Origin of the sequence: Curtobacterium sp. ER1/6 (assembly GCF_001742745.1) — a bacterium.
Lineage (GTDB): Bacteria > Actinomycetota > Actinomycetes > Actinomycetales > Microbacteriaceae > Curtobacterium > Curtobacterium citri.
In genome coordinates this window covers 1-15,977 of the sequence record NZ_MJAK01000008.1, presented here as the reverse complement: position 1 = coordinate 15,977, position 15,977 = coordinate 1, and the positions used below count along the sequence as shown (strand labels likewise).

General features: G+C 69.5%; 17 protein-coding genes. 13 read left to right on the top strand and 4 right to left on the bottom strand.

What is annotated here, in order from left to right:
• Positions 1-43: 43 nt before the first annotated feature.
• Together Cus16_RS12065 and Cus16_RS12060 are read right to left on the bottom strand one after the other, a co-directional pair.
• The gene (locus Cus16_RS12065) at positions 44-823 is read right to left on the bottom strand and encodes a serine hydrolase (RefSeq protein WP_189319589.1); all 780 of its coding nucleotides are present in this window, start codon (positions 821-823) and stop codon (positions 44-46) included.
• A gap of 17 nt (positions 824-840) precedes the next feature.
• The gene (locus Cus16_RS12060) at positions 841-1,782 is read right to left on the bottom strand and encodes a LysR family transcriptional regulator (RefSeq protein WP_069712905.1); all 942 of its coding nucleotides are present in this window, start codon (positions 1,780-1,782) and stop codon (positions 841-843) included.
• Between the two features lie 119 nt (positions 1,783-1,901).
• Here Cus16_RS12060 and Cus16_RS12055 point away from each other — a divergent pair, with 119 nt between their 5' ends.
• The 9 genes from Cus16_RS12055 (at position 1,902) to Cus16_RS12020 (ending at position 9,038) form a co-directional block, all read left to right on the top strand.
• Positions 1,902-2,879, top strand: coding sequence for a putative oxygenase MesX (locus tag Cus16_RS12055; RefSeq protein WP_069712904.1), 978 nt, complete (start codon positions 1,902-1,904; stop codon positions 2,877-2,879).
• 20 nt (positions 2,880-2,899) lie between these two features.
• On the top strand, positions 2,900-3,949 hold the full coding sequence (locus Cus16_RS12050; protein ID WP_069712903.1) for a methionine synthase: 1,050 nt from the start codon (positions 2,900-2,902) through the stop codon (positions 3,947-3,949).
• Between the two features lie 428 nt (positions 3,950-4,377).
• Complete coding sequence (locus tag Cus16_RS12045) at positions 4,378-5,073, top strand: hypothetical protein (RefSeq protein ID WP_141718960.1); 696 nt, start codon at positions 4,378-4,380, stop codon at positions 5,071-5,073.
• A gap of 6 nt (positions 5,074-5,079) precedes the next feature.
• The gene (locus Cus16_RS16060; RefSeq protein ID WP_083263931.1) at positions 5,080-5,610 is read left to right on the top strand and encodes an SdpA family antimicrobial peptide system protein; all 531 of its coding nucleotides are present in this window, start codon (positions 5,080-5,082) and stop codon (positions 5,608-5,610) included.
• Positions 5,607-6,545 (top strand): sporulation-delaying protein SdpB family protein, encoded by a 939-nt coding sequence (locus Cus16_RS16055; RefSeq protein WP_189319588.1) that lies wholly within the window; start codon positions 5,607-5,609, stop codon positions 6,543-6,545. The genes Cus16_RS16060 and Cus16_RS16055 overlap by 4 nt, the downstream gene beginning before the upstream one ends.
• Entirely contained in the window at positions 6,545-7,006 is a 462-nt protein-coding gene (locus tag Cus16_RS12035; protein WP_069712900.1) for a hypothetical protein, read from the top strand. Before Cus16_RS16055 ends, Cus16_RS12035 begins: the two co-directional genes overlap by 1 nt.
• Positions 7,007-7,323: 317 nt before the next feature.
• A complete protein-coding gene (locus Cus16_RS12030) occupies positions 7,324-7,749 on the top strand; it encodes a PRC-barrel domain-containing protein (protein ID WP_069712899.1) in 426 nt (141 codons plus the stop codon).
• A 146-nt stretch (positions 7,750-7,895) separates the two neighbouring features.
• On the top strand, positions 7,896-8,168 hold the full coding sequence (locus tag Cus16_RS12025; RefSeq protein WP_223246608.1) for a DUF4288 domain-containing protein: 273 nt from the start codon (positions 7,896-7,898) through the stop codon (positions 8,166-8,168).
• Between the two features lie 60 nt (positions 8,169-8,228).
• Positions 8,229-9,038 (top strand): hypothetical protein, encoded by an 810-nt coding sequence (locus Cus16_RS12020; protein ID WP_069712898.1) that lies wholly within the window; start codon positions 8,229-8,231, stop codon positions 9,036-9,038.
• A gap of 133 nt (positions 9,039-9,171) precedes the next feature.
• Here Cus16_RS12020 and Cus16_RS12015 read toward each other — a convergent pair whose 3' ends face one another.
• The gene (locus Cus16_RS12015) at positions 9,172-9,765 is read right to left on the bottom strand and encodes a hypothetical protein (protein ID WP_141718959.1); all 594 of its coding nucleotides are present in this window, start codon (positions 9,763-9,765) and stop codon (positions 9,172-9,174) included.
• A 150-nt stretch (positions 9,766-9,915) separates the two neighbouring features.
• Between Cus16_RS12015 and Cus16_RS12010 the strand changes: the two genes are divergently transcribed.
• Positions 9,916-10,371: a VOC family protein gene (locus tag Cus16_RS12010; RefSeq protein WP_069712896.1), complete on the top strand. Its 456-nt coding sequence runs from the start codon at positions 9,916-9,918 to the stop codon at positions 10,369-10,371.
• 98 nt (positions 10,372-10,469) lie between these two features.
• Here Cus16_RS12010 and Cus16_RS12005 read toward each other — a convergent pair whose 3' ends face one another.
• Positions 10,470-13,424 (bottom strand): fibronectin type III domain-containing protein, encoded by a 2,955-nt coding sequence (locus Cus16_RS12005; RefSeq protein WP_141718958.1) that lies wholly within the window; start codon positions 13,422-13,424, stop codon positions 10,470-10,472.
• Between the two features lie 218 nt (positions 13,425-13,642).
• Here Cus16_RS12005 and Cus16_RS12000 point away from each other — a divergent pair, with 218 nt between their 5' ends.
• The 3 genes from Cus16_RS12000 to Cus16_RS11995 all read left to right on the top strand — a co-directional run.
• Positions 13,643-14,824, top strand: coding sequence for an FAD-binding domain-containing protein (locus Cus16_RS12000; RefSeq protein ID WP_069712894.1), 1,182 nt, complete (start codon positions 13,643-13,645; stop codon positions 14,822-14,824).
• A gap of 208 nt (positions 14,825-15,032) precedes the next feature.
• Positions 15,033-15,287 carry a hypothetical protein gene (locus tag Cus16_RS16390; protein ID WP_141718957.1) on the top strand — a complete coding sequence of 85 codons (255 nt, stop codon included), beginning with the start codon at positions 15,033-15,035 and terminating at the stop codon, positions 15,285-15,287.
• Between the two features lie 35 nt (positions 15,288-15,322).
• Positions 15,323-15,977 (top strand): alpha/beta fold hydrolase (locus tag Cus16_RS11995; RefSeq protein WP_141718956.1); only part of this gene is annotated, 655 nt, incomplete at its 3' end.

Genomic DNA, 15,977 nt, shown 5'->3' with positions numbered 1-15,977 from the left:
CAGTCGCCGATCCGGCTCTGGTCTCGGGTCCGGGCACCGAGCGTCATCCTCGGCGACGAAGCTCCCGCTCGACGAGCGAGGACGCGATGCTGTCGGCCGTGTGCGGCGTCTGCGCGAGCGCATGCACCACAGCCGTGACTCCTCGAGCGTTGAGGATGGCCGCTCCGGCTGCCCGAACTTCACGGTTGATCCACGTCGTGACCCCTTCACGCTTCCAACTCACCGTTCGAGCAGTCTCGGCTCCGGCACGCAGTGTCCAGTCGGCGTACCGACAGAGGTCTTCGAATGACGACCAGATGCCACCTGCTGCTGCGTACGGAGACTCCGCTATCGCCCAAGGCTTGATGTGCCGCCCGAACAGCCTCGGCGCAACCCACTCTGCGTCGGACGGCGAGAGGGTCGCGGAGCTGATGCTCGCCGGCCCGAGGACCACACGGTGCACTTCGGTGAACCAGTCTCCGTGCACGACGTCGAGTACTGCTCCGAGGAGGGCGTAACCGAGGTTCGAGTAGACGATCGAGCCGCGTTCGGTGAGGGGCACGCACACCGCCGGGTCCAGGGGAGCGCCAACCGAGGCTCGGTACGGATCGGTGAACAATCTGTTGGTCATCCCGCTCGGGAGCCGCGGCAGGCCCGCTGTGTGATGGACGAGGTCTGCGATCGTGATCTCGCCGTCGGGAACGGTCGGGAGGTAGTGCACGACGGGCCGCTCCACGTCGAGTGCCGACAACGCCGTCGTGCCCACGACCCCCTTCGTGATGCTTCCCCAGCAGGTCTGCTGTGCAGCCGCGAGGAGATCCAGACTCTCGCCCTCCTGCGTCATGGAGCGAAGCCGGGGCATCAACCGAGCGGCTCGACCCCGTAACCGACGACCACCGCCCGCAGCTCGTCCAGGTACGTCTGCGCCTGCACGGTCAGCGGCACCGACGTGTGCGCGATCCATCCGATCTCGATCCGCTCGTCGACGTCGAGCGGGATGGCCACGATCTCCGGATCGAGGTCGTCGCTGATCAACCCCGTCGAGATGGTGTACCCGCCGAGACCGATCATGAGGTTGAAGATCGTCGCCCGGTCCGACACCCGGATCTCGCGCTTGCTCGACATCGTCGACAGGATCTCCTCCGCCAGGTAGAAGGAGTTGTTCGCGCCCTGGTCGAAGGTGAGCCGCGGCAGGTCCGCGAGGTCCTCGAGGGTCGCCCGCTCCCGCGACGCGAGCGGGTTCCGCCGGGCCACGAAGATGTGCGGCTGCGCCACGAACAGCGGGGTGAACACCACGCCGGCGTCCCGCATCAGCTTGCCGAGCACCTGCCGGTTGAAGTCGTTCCGGTAGAGGATGCCGACCTCGCTCCGCAGGGTCCGGACGTCCTCGATGATGTCCCAGGTGCGGGTCTCGCGGAGGGAGAACTCGTACTCGTCGGCGGCGGCTCCCTCGACCATGCGGACGAAGGCCTCGACGGCGAACGAGTAGTGCTGCGCGGAGACCCCGAGCAGCCGACGCGACGCCTGACGCCCGACGTACCGCTGCTCGAGCAGGGAGACCTGCTCGACGACCTGCCGGGCGTACCCGAGGAACTCGACGCCGTCGACCGTCAGCACGACGCCGCGCGCCGACCGGGTGAAGAGCGGCCGCCCGATCCGCGTCTCGAGGTCCTTCATCGCTGCCGACAGCGTCGGCTGCGAGATGTAGAGCAGGTCGGCTGCCGCGCTGATGGAGCCCTCGGAGGCGACCTCGATGAAGTACCGGAGCTGCTGCAGCGTGATGTCGTTCGAGACGCGAGCCATAGATGCAGACTATGTGTCTGCATAGCGTCTCGGTATTACCTGATGCCCCGCGCCTCCCGGCATGATCGGAGGACTCTTCCCACAGTGCCCGCGGGCGCTCGACGTACGGACTGCGGACCATGGCGAACGACATCACCTTCAGCATCAGCAGGACCCGCTTCGACGAGGACTACTCGCCGGCGGAGAGCTCGCGGCTGACCACGAACTTCGCGAACCTGGCCCGCGGCGAGGGCCGCCAGCAGAACCTCCGCAACGCCCTCGCGCTCATCGACGGGCGCTGCAACGACCTGGCCGGGGATCCGGACGGTGACCGCTACCGCGTCGAGCTCGACATCGTGTCGATCACGATGCAGTTCGAGGACGGTGGACGGGTCGAGCGCTTCCCCCTGATCGAGGTGCTCGACGTCACGGTCGTCGACCAGCACACCGGCGAGCGCCACCAGGGCATCCTCGGCAACAACTTCTCGTCGTACCTCCGCGACCACGACTTCGCGGTGCGGCTGCCCTCGGCGCCCTCGCTCCCCGCCGACTTCGGGCAGCTGCACGGGCAGCTCTTCCAGCACTTCCTGCGGTCGGACGCCTTCCGGTCGCAGTTCGACGCCGAGCCGGTGGTGTGCATCAGCGTCTCGACGAGCCAGACCTACCGGCAGACGGGCTTCGTCCACCCGGTCCTCGGCGCGGAGTACGAGCACGAGCACGCCTCGCTCACCGACGACTACTTCGGCCGGATGGGGATGCAGGTCCGGTACTTCATGCCCCCGGGTGCGAAGGCGCCGCTCGCCTTCTACTCGCGCGGTGACGTCGTCGCCGACTACTCGGACCTGCAGCTGATCGGCACGATCAGCACGATGGAGACGTTCCAGAAGATCTACCGACCGGAGATCTACAACGCAAACGGGGTCGCGCCGAGCGAGTTCCGCCCGACCCTCGAGCACGACGACTGGTCGTCGACCGGCATCGCCTACGACCGCGAGGAACGCAGCCGCCTCGGCGTCACGCAGGGCCGCTGGACCGAGGAGCACCTCGTCGCGCCGCACCGCGACTTCCTCGACCGCTGGCTCGCCGAGCAGACCGCGCCCGCCGCCCTCACCCACTGACCGACTGGACCTCCACGCACATGAGCACCCTCCTCCCCACCTCGATCGTCGGCAGCCTGCCGAAGCCCTCCTGGCTGGCCGAGCCCGAGAAGCTCTGGTCCCCCTGGCAGCTCGACGGGGCGGCCCTGACCGAGGGCAAGCAGGACGCCCTCCGCTCCGCCGTCCACGAGCAGGAGCGCAACGGGATCGACATCGTCAGCGACGGCGAGCAGACCCGCCAGCACTTCGTCACGACGTTCATCGAGCACCTCGACGGCATCGACCAGGAGCGCAAGGAGACCGTCCGCATCCGTGACCGCTACGACGCCGCCGTCCCCACGGTCGTCGGCGCCGTGAGCCGCCCGGAGTCGGTCTTCGTCGAGGACGCGAAGTTCCTCCGCGCCCAGACCGACCGCCCGATCAAGTGGGCACTGCCCGGCCCGATGACCATGATCGACACCCTCTCCGACCAGCACTACAAGAGCCGCGAGAAGCTGGCGTGGGAGTTCGCGACGATCCTCAACCAGGAGGCACTCGAGCTCCAGGAGGCCGGCGTCGACGTCATCCAGTTCGACGAGCCTGCGTTCACCGTCTTCCACGACGAGGTGCAGGACTGGGGCGTCGCCGCGCTCGAACGCGCCGCCGAGGGCCTCCGCGTCGAGACCGCCGTGCACATCTGCTACGGCTACGGCATCGAGGCGAACAACCGGTGGAAGGAGACCCTCGGCGCCGAGTGGCGGCAGTACGAGCAGTCCTTCCCGCTCCTGCAGCAGTCGTCGATCGACATCGTCTCCCTCGAGTGCATCCACTCCCACGTGCCGCTCGAGCTCGTCGAGCTCATCCGCGGCAAGAAGGTCATGCTCGGCGCGATCGACGTCGCCACCGAGCGGGTCGAGACGCCCGAGGAGGTCGCCGAGGTGCTGCGCCGGGCGCTCGAGCACGTCGACGCGGACAAGCTCATCCCGAGCACGAACTGCGGCATGGCACCGCTGGCCCGCGGCGCGGCCCTGCAGAAGCTCGGCGCGCTGTCCGCAGGGGCGGACATCGTCCGAGCGGAGCTCGCCAGCGTCGCGGTTCCGGCAGCGCGGTAGCGTCCCGACTCCGCAACACGGCTCGCTCCGGCAACGGGGCGGGCCGTGCGTCGTCCTGCGACCGTCAGGTGATCAGTTCTCGGTGCGGCCTGGAGGCGCGGGTCGGTTCGCAGTGCAGCTCTCGCTCACCAGTGCTGTATCACTGGTGAAACTGGCGCTTCAGTCGAACGGAAGGAACAAGCACCACGACTCATGAAGGCGCGGAAGACAGCCCCGCTGGCCCGCGGCACGGCCCTGCAGAAGCCCGGCGCGCTATCCGCAGAGGCGGCCATCGCCCGGTTGGAGCTCGCCAGCATCACGGTTCCAACAGTGCGGTAGCAGCACGGCTCGCCCTGGCAACGGCGCGAGCCGTGCGTCGCCATGCCCACCCTGCTCGAACCAGGCATACACAAAGCGATATCATGGTGGGCGTAAATACTCTGTATTTCTTGTTGTTCTTGCTGCACCGATATGCCAGTATCAGTCCGATAGTGAAAGGACTGTCCTTGAAACACTCAATCCCCGTTCTCGGGGCCGTCGCCGTGCTCCTGGGGTCTCTCCTCTGCGCAAGCCCCTCGTACGGAGCGACCGCCTCCCCGATGACCGACGGCCCATCTGATGTCGAGATCGTCGACGCCCTCGCTTACGGCTCTGGCGATCTGGCAAGTCGACTCGGAACCGAGGTCGGCAAAGATCTCCTCGTGTCAGACAGCTTCGACCTCGGTGATTACCGGGCAAAGGCTCACGCAGCCAGTGTCGAGGTGTTGACGGCAGAACAGTCACGGCTCGAGCCGGTACTCGCTGACCTGCGGAGCGGGAACGTCTACCGCGTGGAGAAGGCATCAGCGAAGCTCGGGCAGATCGTCGTCGAGCACACGCGCGAGCAGATGAATGCTCGAGACGTTGGACCAGCTGACTTTCCGTCCGCCGAGAGCAGCGGCCGATGCGGCGCCGCTGTGGTGTGCGTCGCGTACGCCGCAGTCGGGGTCCACAACGCCGCCGTGGCGACTGCTGCTGTGGCCGTGGTGATCTCGGTGGCCCTGTGGTGTGGGGCATGGACCTGGTGCGGAAGAGCTGCGACCGGGGACGAGAGCACCGCCGCTCGGGAACGGCTCGCTGTGCAGGTCGTCTCGACTGTCCGCTAGACACCAATGAACGATCAGCCCACTCACGCGCTTGCGTTGTGCGGCGCAATCGTCGTCACCGTCGCGTCGACCATGACGGCGATTGCCCTGCCACCGGCAGATCACCTCGGACCGAGCACGAAACGTGCAGCGAACATGGTGCGGGAGATCGTCCCCGAAGGATGGTCCTTCTTCACCAAGTCACCTCGTGGAGCATTCGTCGTGGCCTACGACGAGCACGGCGTCGAAGTCGGGACCGCACCGAATGCTCAACCACGCTGGGCGTTCGGCCTGAACCGGGCTTCGCGGCTGGGTGCGATCGACGTCGACAGAATCATCGAGCGGCTCAACCGTGACGCCTGGCGTCCCTGCTCTACCGGCGCGTCCGTGCTCGCGTGCGGCGCGGGACTCGAGCGCCAACGAGTGCGGATCACGAATGACGCGCAGATCTTGTGCGGAGACGTTACCCTCGCGCGCCAGGAACCGGTTCCCTGGGCGTTCCGCGGCACTGAAGCGCCCTTCGAGAAGGTCGCGAAGGTGGAAGTCAGATGCGCATGAACCCGCTCGCGGTCCAGAGCGGCTTGGTGACCGAGTGGAGGAGCTCGGCCTCAGCGGGCAAGACGCTGTTGCGCAGCGCGGCCGACTTCATCGACGACGTCTCGCCGTACAACTCGTCAGTGGCGATCGCGCGCTCGTTGCTCGCACTGTCGACCCTCCTGACCTTCCTTCTGACACCTCGTGGAGCGCTGTTCCTCTCCAGCCCTGAGAACCCTGACGGGGTGGTGTGCGATGCGGCGACCGCACGATGGTCGCTGTTCTGTGCGGCGGGCGGCAGTTCGCCGCTGAGCCTGATGATCGTGGTTGCGGTCACGCTCGCCGTACTCAGCGGGTACCTACCAGCAGTCACCGCTGTTCCCCACTGGTGGGTCTCGTGGAGCCTCAACATCGGATCCCCTGTCCGCGACGGCGGTGATCAGGTCGCAGCGGTCCTCACGCTGCTGCTGGTCCCGCTCCTCCTCCTCGACGGTCGAAGCAATCACTGGGTGAGAGACGGACGGTGGGCTTCGCGAACTTGGGGCGCACGAGGAACAGCGTGGGCCATGCTCGTGATCATCTGGATCCAGGCTGCAGTTCTCTATGCGAACGCGGCCATCGCGAAGTTCGCAGTCGTCGAGTGGGCCAACGGTACGGCCCTTTGGTACTGGATCCAGGATCCGAGCTTCCGGCCACCGGGCCCGCTGGTCTGGCTCATCGAGGCGGCGCAGGGCTCGCTCTTCGGCACTGTCGCTGTCAACTACGGAGTGATGGCTCTGGAGCTCTTCGCGGCAGCACTCTTCTTCGTCCGACCCTCCATCCGCACGATCGCCCTCCCTGTGTTGCTCGCTTTCCACCTCTGCATCGGAGTGGCCTTCGGACTCTGGTCCTTCTTTCTCTCCATGGCCGCGCTCCTGGTGCTGTACCTCCGAGTGCCTCGAATCGATCGGACTGACTGATGAGCGTCCTCTCCTGGCAACGGTTCAACGTCGGCTTGCGATTCATCCTCTGTGGTGGCCCGCTGCTGGTGTGCGTGTTCTCCCTCGCCGAGTTCCCCGAGGCAAGCGGCTGGTGGATGCTCGGCTTCGGCGGCGGACTCTTCGTACTGATGCTGACAGCCCCGGCCGTCGCCATCATGACAACCCGTCGCGCCGTGTGGTTCGTCGTCGTCCCGTTCTGGGCCGTCCGCGTCCGACTCGACGACATCGCATCGATCGAGAGCGTTGACGTCCGCCCACTCGAAGACTTCGGCGGGTGGGGCATCAAAGGAGCCAGCCGCAGGAAGGGGCTGCTCCTCGCCGCGAACGGACAGAAAGCCATCAGGATCACCCGTGGGAACGGACAGGTGTTCCTCGCCACGTCCGAGGACCCAGAACGCGTCATCGCCGCCTTCGCGCGACCATCCGTGCAACATCTCTGAGATGTGGTCGCAACTTCGTCGACGGGGACAGGCGCAGCCACTATCTGAGCAGCATGGTTGTGCGGATGGCACGCGAGGCCGCGCTCTGCTGGCTCGGCGCGCTGTCCGCCGACGCCGCGATCATTCGCGGACAAGTCGCCGAAGTGAGCAGACCGCCGGTGTAGTGGTCACGCACCGGCGCGCCGTCGCGTCCGCTGAACGCACGCCTCCCGTTCGGCAGGAGGCATCCGGCTCCAGCCGGCAGGTCACCTCGGCTGGCGATCGCCCGTCGCGGACCTGCGCCGCGAAGCGTCAGGCCGGAAGCGTTGACTAACCCCATGATCACCAAGAGCAAGATCCACGAGGTCGAGAACGCGACCGTGCGGGATCGCGACGGGGCATCGGTCGGCAAGGTCGCGCAGGTGTTCCCCTCTGCCGAGGACGGCAGCGCCGCCTACGTCAGTGTCGCGACCGGACTGCTCGGGAGCCACCACACGCTCGTCCCGGTCGAGGACGCCACCTTCGACGGTACGGACCTGCACGTCGGGTACATGAAGAGCGCCATCAAGGCAGCGCCCTCCTCGGGAGCCGGACAGACCCTGTCCCCGAGCGAGGCGAACGCTGTCCGCAAGCACTTCGGACTGTCACCCGCGGGGAACGCGACCGGGGACATGGGCGACCCGCACGAGAACCTCGACCAGGCCGGCACCGGGCCGGCGGGCGCGGACGACACCGAGGGCGCGGGAACGGCGCCGCCGGCGTGACCGGCCCGTCGCCCTCGGCACGGCGGAGTCGGGGCGCCGGCGGCCGTCGTGCGCGGCGGAGCGTCCGGCGGCACCCGCCGGACGCGGACGCGTGGTTCGGCGTCCGGTGCGTGTTCCGCCACGGGGAGAGCAGGTACGAGGAACGGGTGGTGATCGTCCGCGCCGATGACTTCGCCCTCGCGATCGCCAGAGCGGAGGACGAAGCCGCTCGGTACGCCGTCGACGTGGACGCGGAGTACCTCGGGCTCGCCCAGGCGTTCGCACTCGTCGACGACCCGGGCGACGGTGCCGAGGTGTTCTCGCTCATGCGCGACTCCGACCTCCCCCCTGACGAGTACCTCGACGCGTTCTTCGACACCGGCGACGAGCGGCAGGGTGGCGTGGGGGCTGCCAGCGGGCGGCCGGAGCCGCCTCGCTAGTCGGTCGGCCGTCGAGAAAGCCGCAGACAGCTCGGTGAGCGCACGTGCAAAGCTGGTCCGATGCTCCTGCTCCCTGACGCCTCCCGAGGTGCGTGGCTCCTGGAACGAGCCGGTGGGTGGGCGACCGTCGGCGGTGTCGCTGGCACCGGTTTCGAGGCGTACGCACGGCTGCTGCACCCGGTCAGCGCGCATCGCGCCGGCCCGAGGGGCACCGACGTGTGGGGGGACGCCCGCGACGCCGACCACGCGCGCTGGCGGTGGGCCGAGGTCGCGCGCCGCAACGGCAGGGTCGTGCATCCCCTGGTGCAGTGGCGCCGCCTCACCGACGACGAGCGGACAACGGACTGGCCCGACGGGTGGCGGGTCGACCAGACCGACGACGGATGGTTCGACCCCGAGGACCTCGCGGTCTTGACCACCCACCTGCGAGACGCGACCCGGACTCCGGACGACCTGATCGTCGCAGCGTGGGAAGGCACCGGCAACCCGCCCTGGGCGGGCCGCGGAGGTCATGCCCGGTTGCGAGCTCAGACGCAGTTGCACTGGCCTGGTCGTGACATGTGGCTGTTCAACTCGAGCACGGCCGAGCTCGAGGACCCGAGGTGGGCACAACGCAGCGTCGCGGGCTGGGAGTGCACTCGACCCGGCCAGGAAGGCCCGTACACCTCATTGATCTGGCCCGGAGACCACTCCTGGGTCGTCGCGTCCGAAGAGGACTGGGACTCGACCATCGTCGCCGGCTCACGTTCGCTCATCGACGGCGTCCTCACCGATGAGCGGTTCGAGGCGTTCGAAGTCCGCGAGGGCGACGACCTGAGCTGGGACGGCGATCTCCTCAACCACGGACGTGCGAGCCCGCTGGGTCTCTGACACGGGCCGGCCGGAGACGGGCTGCACCATGTGCATCCGATCAGTGGCAGTCCTCGCCCTCGACGAGCGGGCGCTCCTCCGCACGGGCTGATGACGTCTCGGGCAGGTCCATCGCGGGACGGTGCGGGCTTGGTCAGCGCCCGGTAGCGAGCGCGGACTCGATCCGTCGGATCGTCCGGCGCATCGCGTACTCGTCCTGGGCTGGCTGGTCGTCGACCACCCACAGGTGTACAGCGCCGGCCCCCGACGTTCTCGGTGCGAGGTGGACCACGATCCCCCATCTGTACGCGACCCCACGCGGCGTGGGCTCGCTGAACACATCGAAGCCGAGCACCTCCGACCGGAGGGCGATCGGTGTCCGCTGCTCGCCGCCGCGCGTCGACCAGCTCGTGATCCCTGTCCCGTCGAAACCGAGATCGCACGGGAACCGGACACGCAGCGTCGGGCTCCAGGCCGAGAGGTCGGCGGCCGTCGTCTCCGTCTCGTGCGCGGTGACGAACGCGGTGTCGGGATGGGTTTCGGCCTTCTGCCGGAGGCGCGCCCGCCGGCGGTGGGTGCCTTCAGTGGTGACGCAGGCAACGCCGAACCCGAACGTGATGAGGATGCCGAGACGGAGCTCGACGGACAGGCCTCGTCCCTCGTCGGTGCCGATCAGGACCGCGAAGACGATCGTCGCGGCTCCGGAGACGACGGTGACGGCAGCGAGAAGGATCGTCGACGGGCGCACGGGTCGACGATGCCAGAACCCGATGCCCGGTGCACTGCGCGCACGGTCACGCTGGGCACCGCGTCGGAGGATCACGGACCGTCCGCTCGACGATCGGCGGGCGCGCTTCGGTCCTCGTGAGGTCGCCAGGTCGGCCGCGATACTGATCGGATGACACCACCACTCGTCCTGGACGTCGCTCACGCCGGCCTCACCGTGGACGACCTCGACGACGCACTGGTGCTGTGGTGCTCCGGTCTCGGCTTCACGCTGGAACGCACCTTCACGCTCGACGCCCACACCACGGCCGCGACCACCGGCGTGTCCGGCGCGTCGATCCGTGCAGCCACGGTCGTGCTCGGAGACCGACGGGTCGAACTGCTGCAGTACGACCCTCCCCGGGCGGCTCGGGCGGCGGGCTCTCCCGCGGACACCGGCACGGTGCACATCGCGCTGACCGTCTCGGACCTCGACCGGGTGCTCGACCTCTGTGCAGCGCACGGTTGGCGGCCGGTCGGCCGACCCCACGAGATGACCAGCGGCGCCCGGACGGGCACACGCATCATCTACCTCGAGGGTGAACTCGGCGGCTTCCTCGAACTGATCGCCCCGCCGCAGTTCCCCTAGGCCCGGCCCCGGCCGAGTCGGGCGCCGAACCGACCCGTGACGGATTGGAGGCCGTGCTCACCAGGTGAGCACGGCCCCCAGTCCGTCACGTGGTCCGGTCAGGACCGCTGGCGGCTCCTGCGGACACCCGTGCGGATGCCGGCACCGAGGAGCACGGCGAGGAGCGCCGCGAGGGCCATCGAGCCGATGCCCTCGGACCCCGTGTACGCGAGGTCTCCCGAGTGCCGAGTCGCGGCGGGGTGGCCGCCGCGGTCCGCGACGGGCGCCGTGGTCGCGCCGGTCGTGGGCTGCGCGGCCGGCGTCTCCGGATCGGTCGTCGCCGGCGGCGTGACGACCGCGGTCGGGCTCACCTCGACGAGCACCGATGCGCTGACCGAGCCCACCGTCGCCGTGATGACGTGCGGCGATGCGTGGTGGAACGTCACGGTGTCGCCGTGGATCTCGTCCGACGCCATGCTGCTCGTGAGCACCACGTCGCCGGGCGTCGTGAGCTCGTTGCCCCACGCGTCGGTACCGAGCGCGTCGATCCGGATCGTCGACCCCTGCTCCGCCGTGACGGTGCCGTCCTCGGTGCCCGTGCCGAGCGTGGTGAGCGTGAGGGCGTCCAGCGCACCCGGTGCCACGTCGATCGTGACGGTGGAGACGGCGGGGAGGCCGAAGCCGTTGTCGGCGGTGATCCGGATGACCGACTGTCCGGCCTTCGTCGGGGTGCCGGTGATGTCGCCGGTCTCCGCGTCGAAGGTGAGCCCTGCGGGCAGGTCGCCGTCGAAGGTCACGGTCGGGGCCGGCGAGCCCGAGATGTCGACGTGGTACCGGAACGCCTCGCCGGCGACGGTGGTCGTCGGCACGGAGCTCTCCGGGGTGACCGACGCGGGGAGGCCCGCGACCGGTGCCGTGCCCTCGGAGGTCACGGTGAGCGGCTGCCACCCGGCGAGGGTGCCGGTGACCTCGACGCCGACGACGTGACCGAGGTCACCCTCGACGGGGGTGTAGGTGCGGCCGGCCGCGCCGTCGACGGTCTCGCCGTCCCGGAGCCAGCGGTAGGAGAGCTCGGTGCCCTCGACCCAGCCGGTGCTCGTCGCGGTGAGCGTGGTGCCGACCTGTGCCGTGCCGGTGCCGTCGATCGCGACCGAGGCGCGCTGCGTCCCGGCGACGGCCCGGGTCGCGGCGGCTGCGTCGACCTCGCGGTCGTCGTACCCGCCGAGGTGTCCGGTGACGGTGACGCCGATCACCGCGTCGACGTCGTCGGCCGTGGGCGTGTAGGTCGCCCCGGTCGCACCCTCGATCGCGACGCCGTTGCGCGTCCACTGGCGGTCGAAGGTCGTGCCGTCGAGCCAGCCGTCGTCCGTCGCGGTCAGCGCCGAACCGACCGTCGGCGTCCCGTCGATGCCGACGGTGCCGCTCTGGGTGCCGCGACCGACGACCACCGGAGGGCTCGCGGCGGAGTGCTGGTCGTAGCCCTCGGCGGTGCCGGTCGCGATGACGTACAGGGTGTGTCCGGCCTGCGCGGCGGTCGGCGTGTAGGTCTCGGAGGTGGCTCCCGGGATGGCCTGCTCGTCGTCGAACCACTGCAGCGACACCGTCGCGCCCGACGGGGTCCACTCCTCGGTCGTCGCGGTGACGGGCTCGGCCACGGTGGCCGGGCCGGTGGAAACCCTGCCGAACTGCGCGCCGTAGGTGACGGCGACGGAGCCCGAGGTCGCGGTCGTCGCGGTGTAGCCGCGCGAGGCGACCGAGGCGATGACGAACACCGCGTGGTCGCCGGAGGCATCAGCGCCGGTGAGCGTGTACTGCGCCGTGTCCGCGCCGGGGATCGTCGTGTTCGTGCTGTCGCGGTACCACTGGTAGGTGACCGCCGAGTCGGTCGGCACCACCGTGGGGAGCGACGCCGTGAGGACGGTGCCCGCGGGGGCGGACGAGCCGATCGCTGCGCCCCGTGCGTCGACGATCAGGACGTCGCCCGTGGTGATCCTGCCGGCGGCCACGGTACCGAGGTCGGCGGTCTTCGTGGCGGTGTGGCGGCCGACGGCGTTCGCGGTCACGGTGACCTGCACGGCCTTGCCGAGGTCGTCCGGTGTCGGCGTGTACGTCGCAGCGGTGCTGACCTGGGCACCACCGACGGTCCACGACCACGTGAGGTCCGGAGTCGGGGTCCAGCCGTACGACTCCGCGGTCACGGGCTTGCCGACCGCGAGCGCTGCGTCGTCGACGGAGAGCTTCCCACCCGAGAAGTCACCCATCGGCGTCGCGGTCGCGGTGGTGCTCCACAGGCCGGGTCCGCGGTCGGTGGTCGCCCGGACGCGGAAGTCGTAGGCGCTGCCGTCCGTCAGGCCGGTGACCGTCGCGGTCGTGGCCGTCGTCGCGGTGGGGGTGCTCCAGGAACCGGAGCCGCTCACGGCGTACTCCGTCTCGTACCCGGTCAGCGTGGTGTCAGCCGGCAGGGTCGGAGCCGTCCACGACAGCGCCGTGGTGCCGTCGCCGGCGGTCGCGGTGAAGGAGCCGGGGGCGGGGATCGAGAGGATGTAGGTGCGGTAGTTGAGCGAGTACCGGCCGACGTGGTTGGTGGTGCCGAGCATCACGCCTTCGCCGGCCGCCGGAGTCGTGTTGAGCCAGTACGCGCCGACCGGCACCTTCAGAAAGTAGGTCGAACCGGCCGTGATCACCGGCGGGGACGGGAACTCGACGGTCTTCCATCCCGCTTCCAGCGAGATCGTGCCCGTTGCAAGGACGGCGCCGCTCGCCGACGAGCCGGAGTAGACCGAGACGGTTCCGGATGTGGCACCGCCCGTGTAGTACTGCGTGTTGTTCGCGTAGAAGTTGAGATCAGCGCCGGTGAGCTGGCCACTCCGCCCGGCGATGAACACCTGGCCGGAGCCGGCCTCGGCGTAACCTCCCGCCGACTGACCCTCGGCTGACCGGTCGAGCGTACCGTTGGCCGGCGCGGCCAGCGCGGCGGGAGCCACCACCAGGGTGACCGTAGCGACGAGGGCGGCGGCGAGCGCCGCTGCCGAGAAGCGGGCGCGGCGACGAGGCCGCGCGGAAGGTGAGAGCACTGAGATCCTTCGGGTGGATGCGACCGACGCGGTCACGAGCGTGCTCACCGTACCGAGCAGTCCTCAGCGCCCGCGCCCTCCCGTACAGGGGTCAGGACGGGCGGACAGGAGGCTCGACGCACGTCCGGCGACGGACGCTGCGGTCCGCCGTCGCTCCAGCTCGATGGCTCGTCGCCGGCGCACGGCTCCCCCGGCGCCGACAGGCGCAGGATGGCGTGGTGACCACACCCTCCCGAGCCGCCGGCCTCGATGCCCTGCAGGCGTTCGTCCCGCATTCCGGAGCCGAATACCGTCGCGACCGCAACCACGACACCGGTCCGGCGCGGACCAACGTGTCCGGTCTGTCGCCGTACATCCGACACCGGCTCGTCACCGAGCAGGAGGTCGTCGACGCCGTGCTCGACCGGCACAGCCTGCACACCGCGGAGAAGTTCGTGCAGGAGGTCTTCTGGCGCACCTACTGGAAGGGGTGGCTCGAACAGCGCCCCGAGGTCTGGCGGCGCTACCGCGAAGAGGTCGGTGACCTGCTCGCCGGCGACCTGCCCGCTCACCACGAGGACGTGATCGCCGGGCGGTCCGGGATCGAGGCCATGGACGCGTGGGTGCACGAGCTCGTCGAGACCGGGTACCTGCACAACCACACGCGGATGTGGTTCGCGAGCATCTGGGTCTTCACCCTCGAGCTGCCCTGGCAGCTCGGTGCCGACTTCTTCTACCGACACCTCCTCGACGGTGACGCCGCCTCGAACACCCTGTCGTGGCGCTGGGTCGCCGGTCTGCAGACCCGGGGGAAGACGTACCTGGCGACGACGGAGAACATCGCGCGGTACATGGACGGCCGTTTCGCCCCGACCGGTCTCGCGACCGAGGCGCGTGCTCTCGACGAGGAGCCCTTCCCGGCCGCGGTCCCGGTGGCGTCCGACGACATCGACGGCCGGATCGGCGAGCACGTCGGGTTGCTGCTGCACGAGGAGGACCTGGAGCCCGAGAGCCTGCTCGCGGAGCACCCGTCCCTCGCTGCGTCGATCCGGGCGGCCGCCGTGGCCGCCGACCCCGAGCAGCGTTCCCCTGCCGGCGTGTCCCCCACGGTCGCGGCCTTCACCGCCGGTGCGGTCGCGGACGCTGCGACGCGGACCACCGATGCGACGGTGCTCGACTCGGCCGAGCCCTCCGTCGTCCTCGACTGGGCCGGCGCTGCGGACCTGGACACGGTGGTCGTCCCGTTCGCGCCCGTCGGCCCCGTCCGCGAGCGCCTCGACCTGCTGCGCTCGCGCCTCAGCGCGCAGGGCGTCGCGCTCGTCACCGTCCGCCGACGGTGGGACGGTCGGGCGTGGCCGTACGCGTCGCGGGGGTTCTTCCCGTTCCGGGAGCGGATCCCTGGGCTGGTCCACGGGCGGTAGCCGACACCGGGGCGGCGAGCTGCGGGGTCGGCGCTGTCACGGCCTGGAGGCGCGGGGCGAGTACGCCTCGCAGGCTCACCTGACGGGTCCGAAGGTCTCAGATGTAGCTCGGCGCTCGCGTTTGGTCATGGCGTTCCGCGCTTTGTGAGGCGAAGCACGGCCGGTAGCGGATCGATCACCGGACTGCGTGACGCCGTACGCTCGCCGCATGAGACGCGTTCTCGATCTCCTTGGCATCACCCGGGCGAAGGGGTCACCTCGGCCCAAGATGCTCAACGCGATCATTGGTGGTGTCGGGCTGTTCTTCGTGCTCACTGGTGGCTCGGTGATCGCCGGCAACGTTGAAGCGGGTAGCTCCACCGCGATCTGGACGGGTGGCGCTCTGGTCGTGGTGGGCCTGGCGTGCTGGATCGTGGAAGGCGTTCTGAGCAGTCGGACAACGGGCAGCGGACCGTCTCGATAGCCGCTACCGGCGCGGGATGCTCGTAGGCTTGCTGGGTGATCGCGCGAGTTCTTGGTTCCGGTCGTCCGCTCGTCGCTCTCCACGGCTTCGGGGTGGACCACCGCATCATGCTGCCACTGGCGGACGCGGTGCAGGATCTGCCGTGGCGGCTGGTGTTCCTCGACCTGCCATGGGCCGAGGCCGCCGCGGCGACCGCAACCGCGAAGAGCGCGATTGACGTGGCCGACGAGGTACTCGCCGAGATCGACGACCACCTCGGCGACGAGCCCTTCGCCGTCATCGGGAACTCCTTCGGCGGCATGATCGCCCGACACGTCGCCCACGAACGCCGAGACCATGTCCTCGGCGTCGCAACCCTGGCGGGTGTCGTGCACCCAGCGCACACAGACCGCGCCGTCCCCGAGCGCACCGTGCTCCACGCCGAACCGTCCGTCCTCGAAGCCGCCGGCGACGCGCGAGAAGCGTTCGAGGAGGTCAGCGTCATCCAGGACGCCGCCGCGTTCACAGCGTTCGAGCGGTACGTTCTGCCCGGTCTCCGTGGCGCCGACCCTGCGGTGATGGACCGCATCGCCGCCGACTACGCATTGGATGCCCTGCCGGAGGAGYTCCATCCGGAACCGTTCRCCGCTCCGGCCCTGCACCTGTTCGGTCGGCAGGACGACGTCGTCGGCTACGAGAACGGGCTCGCAC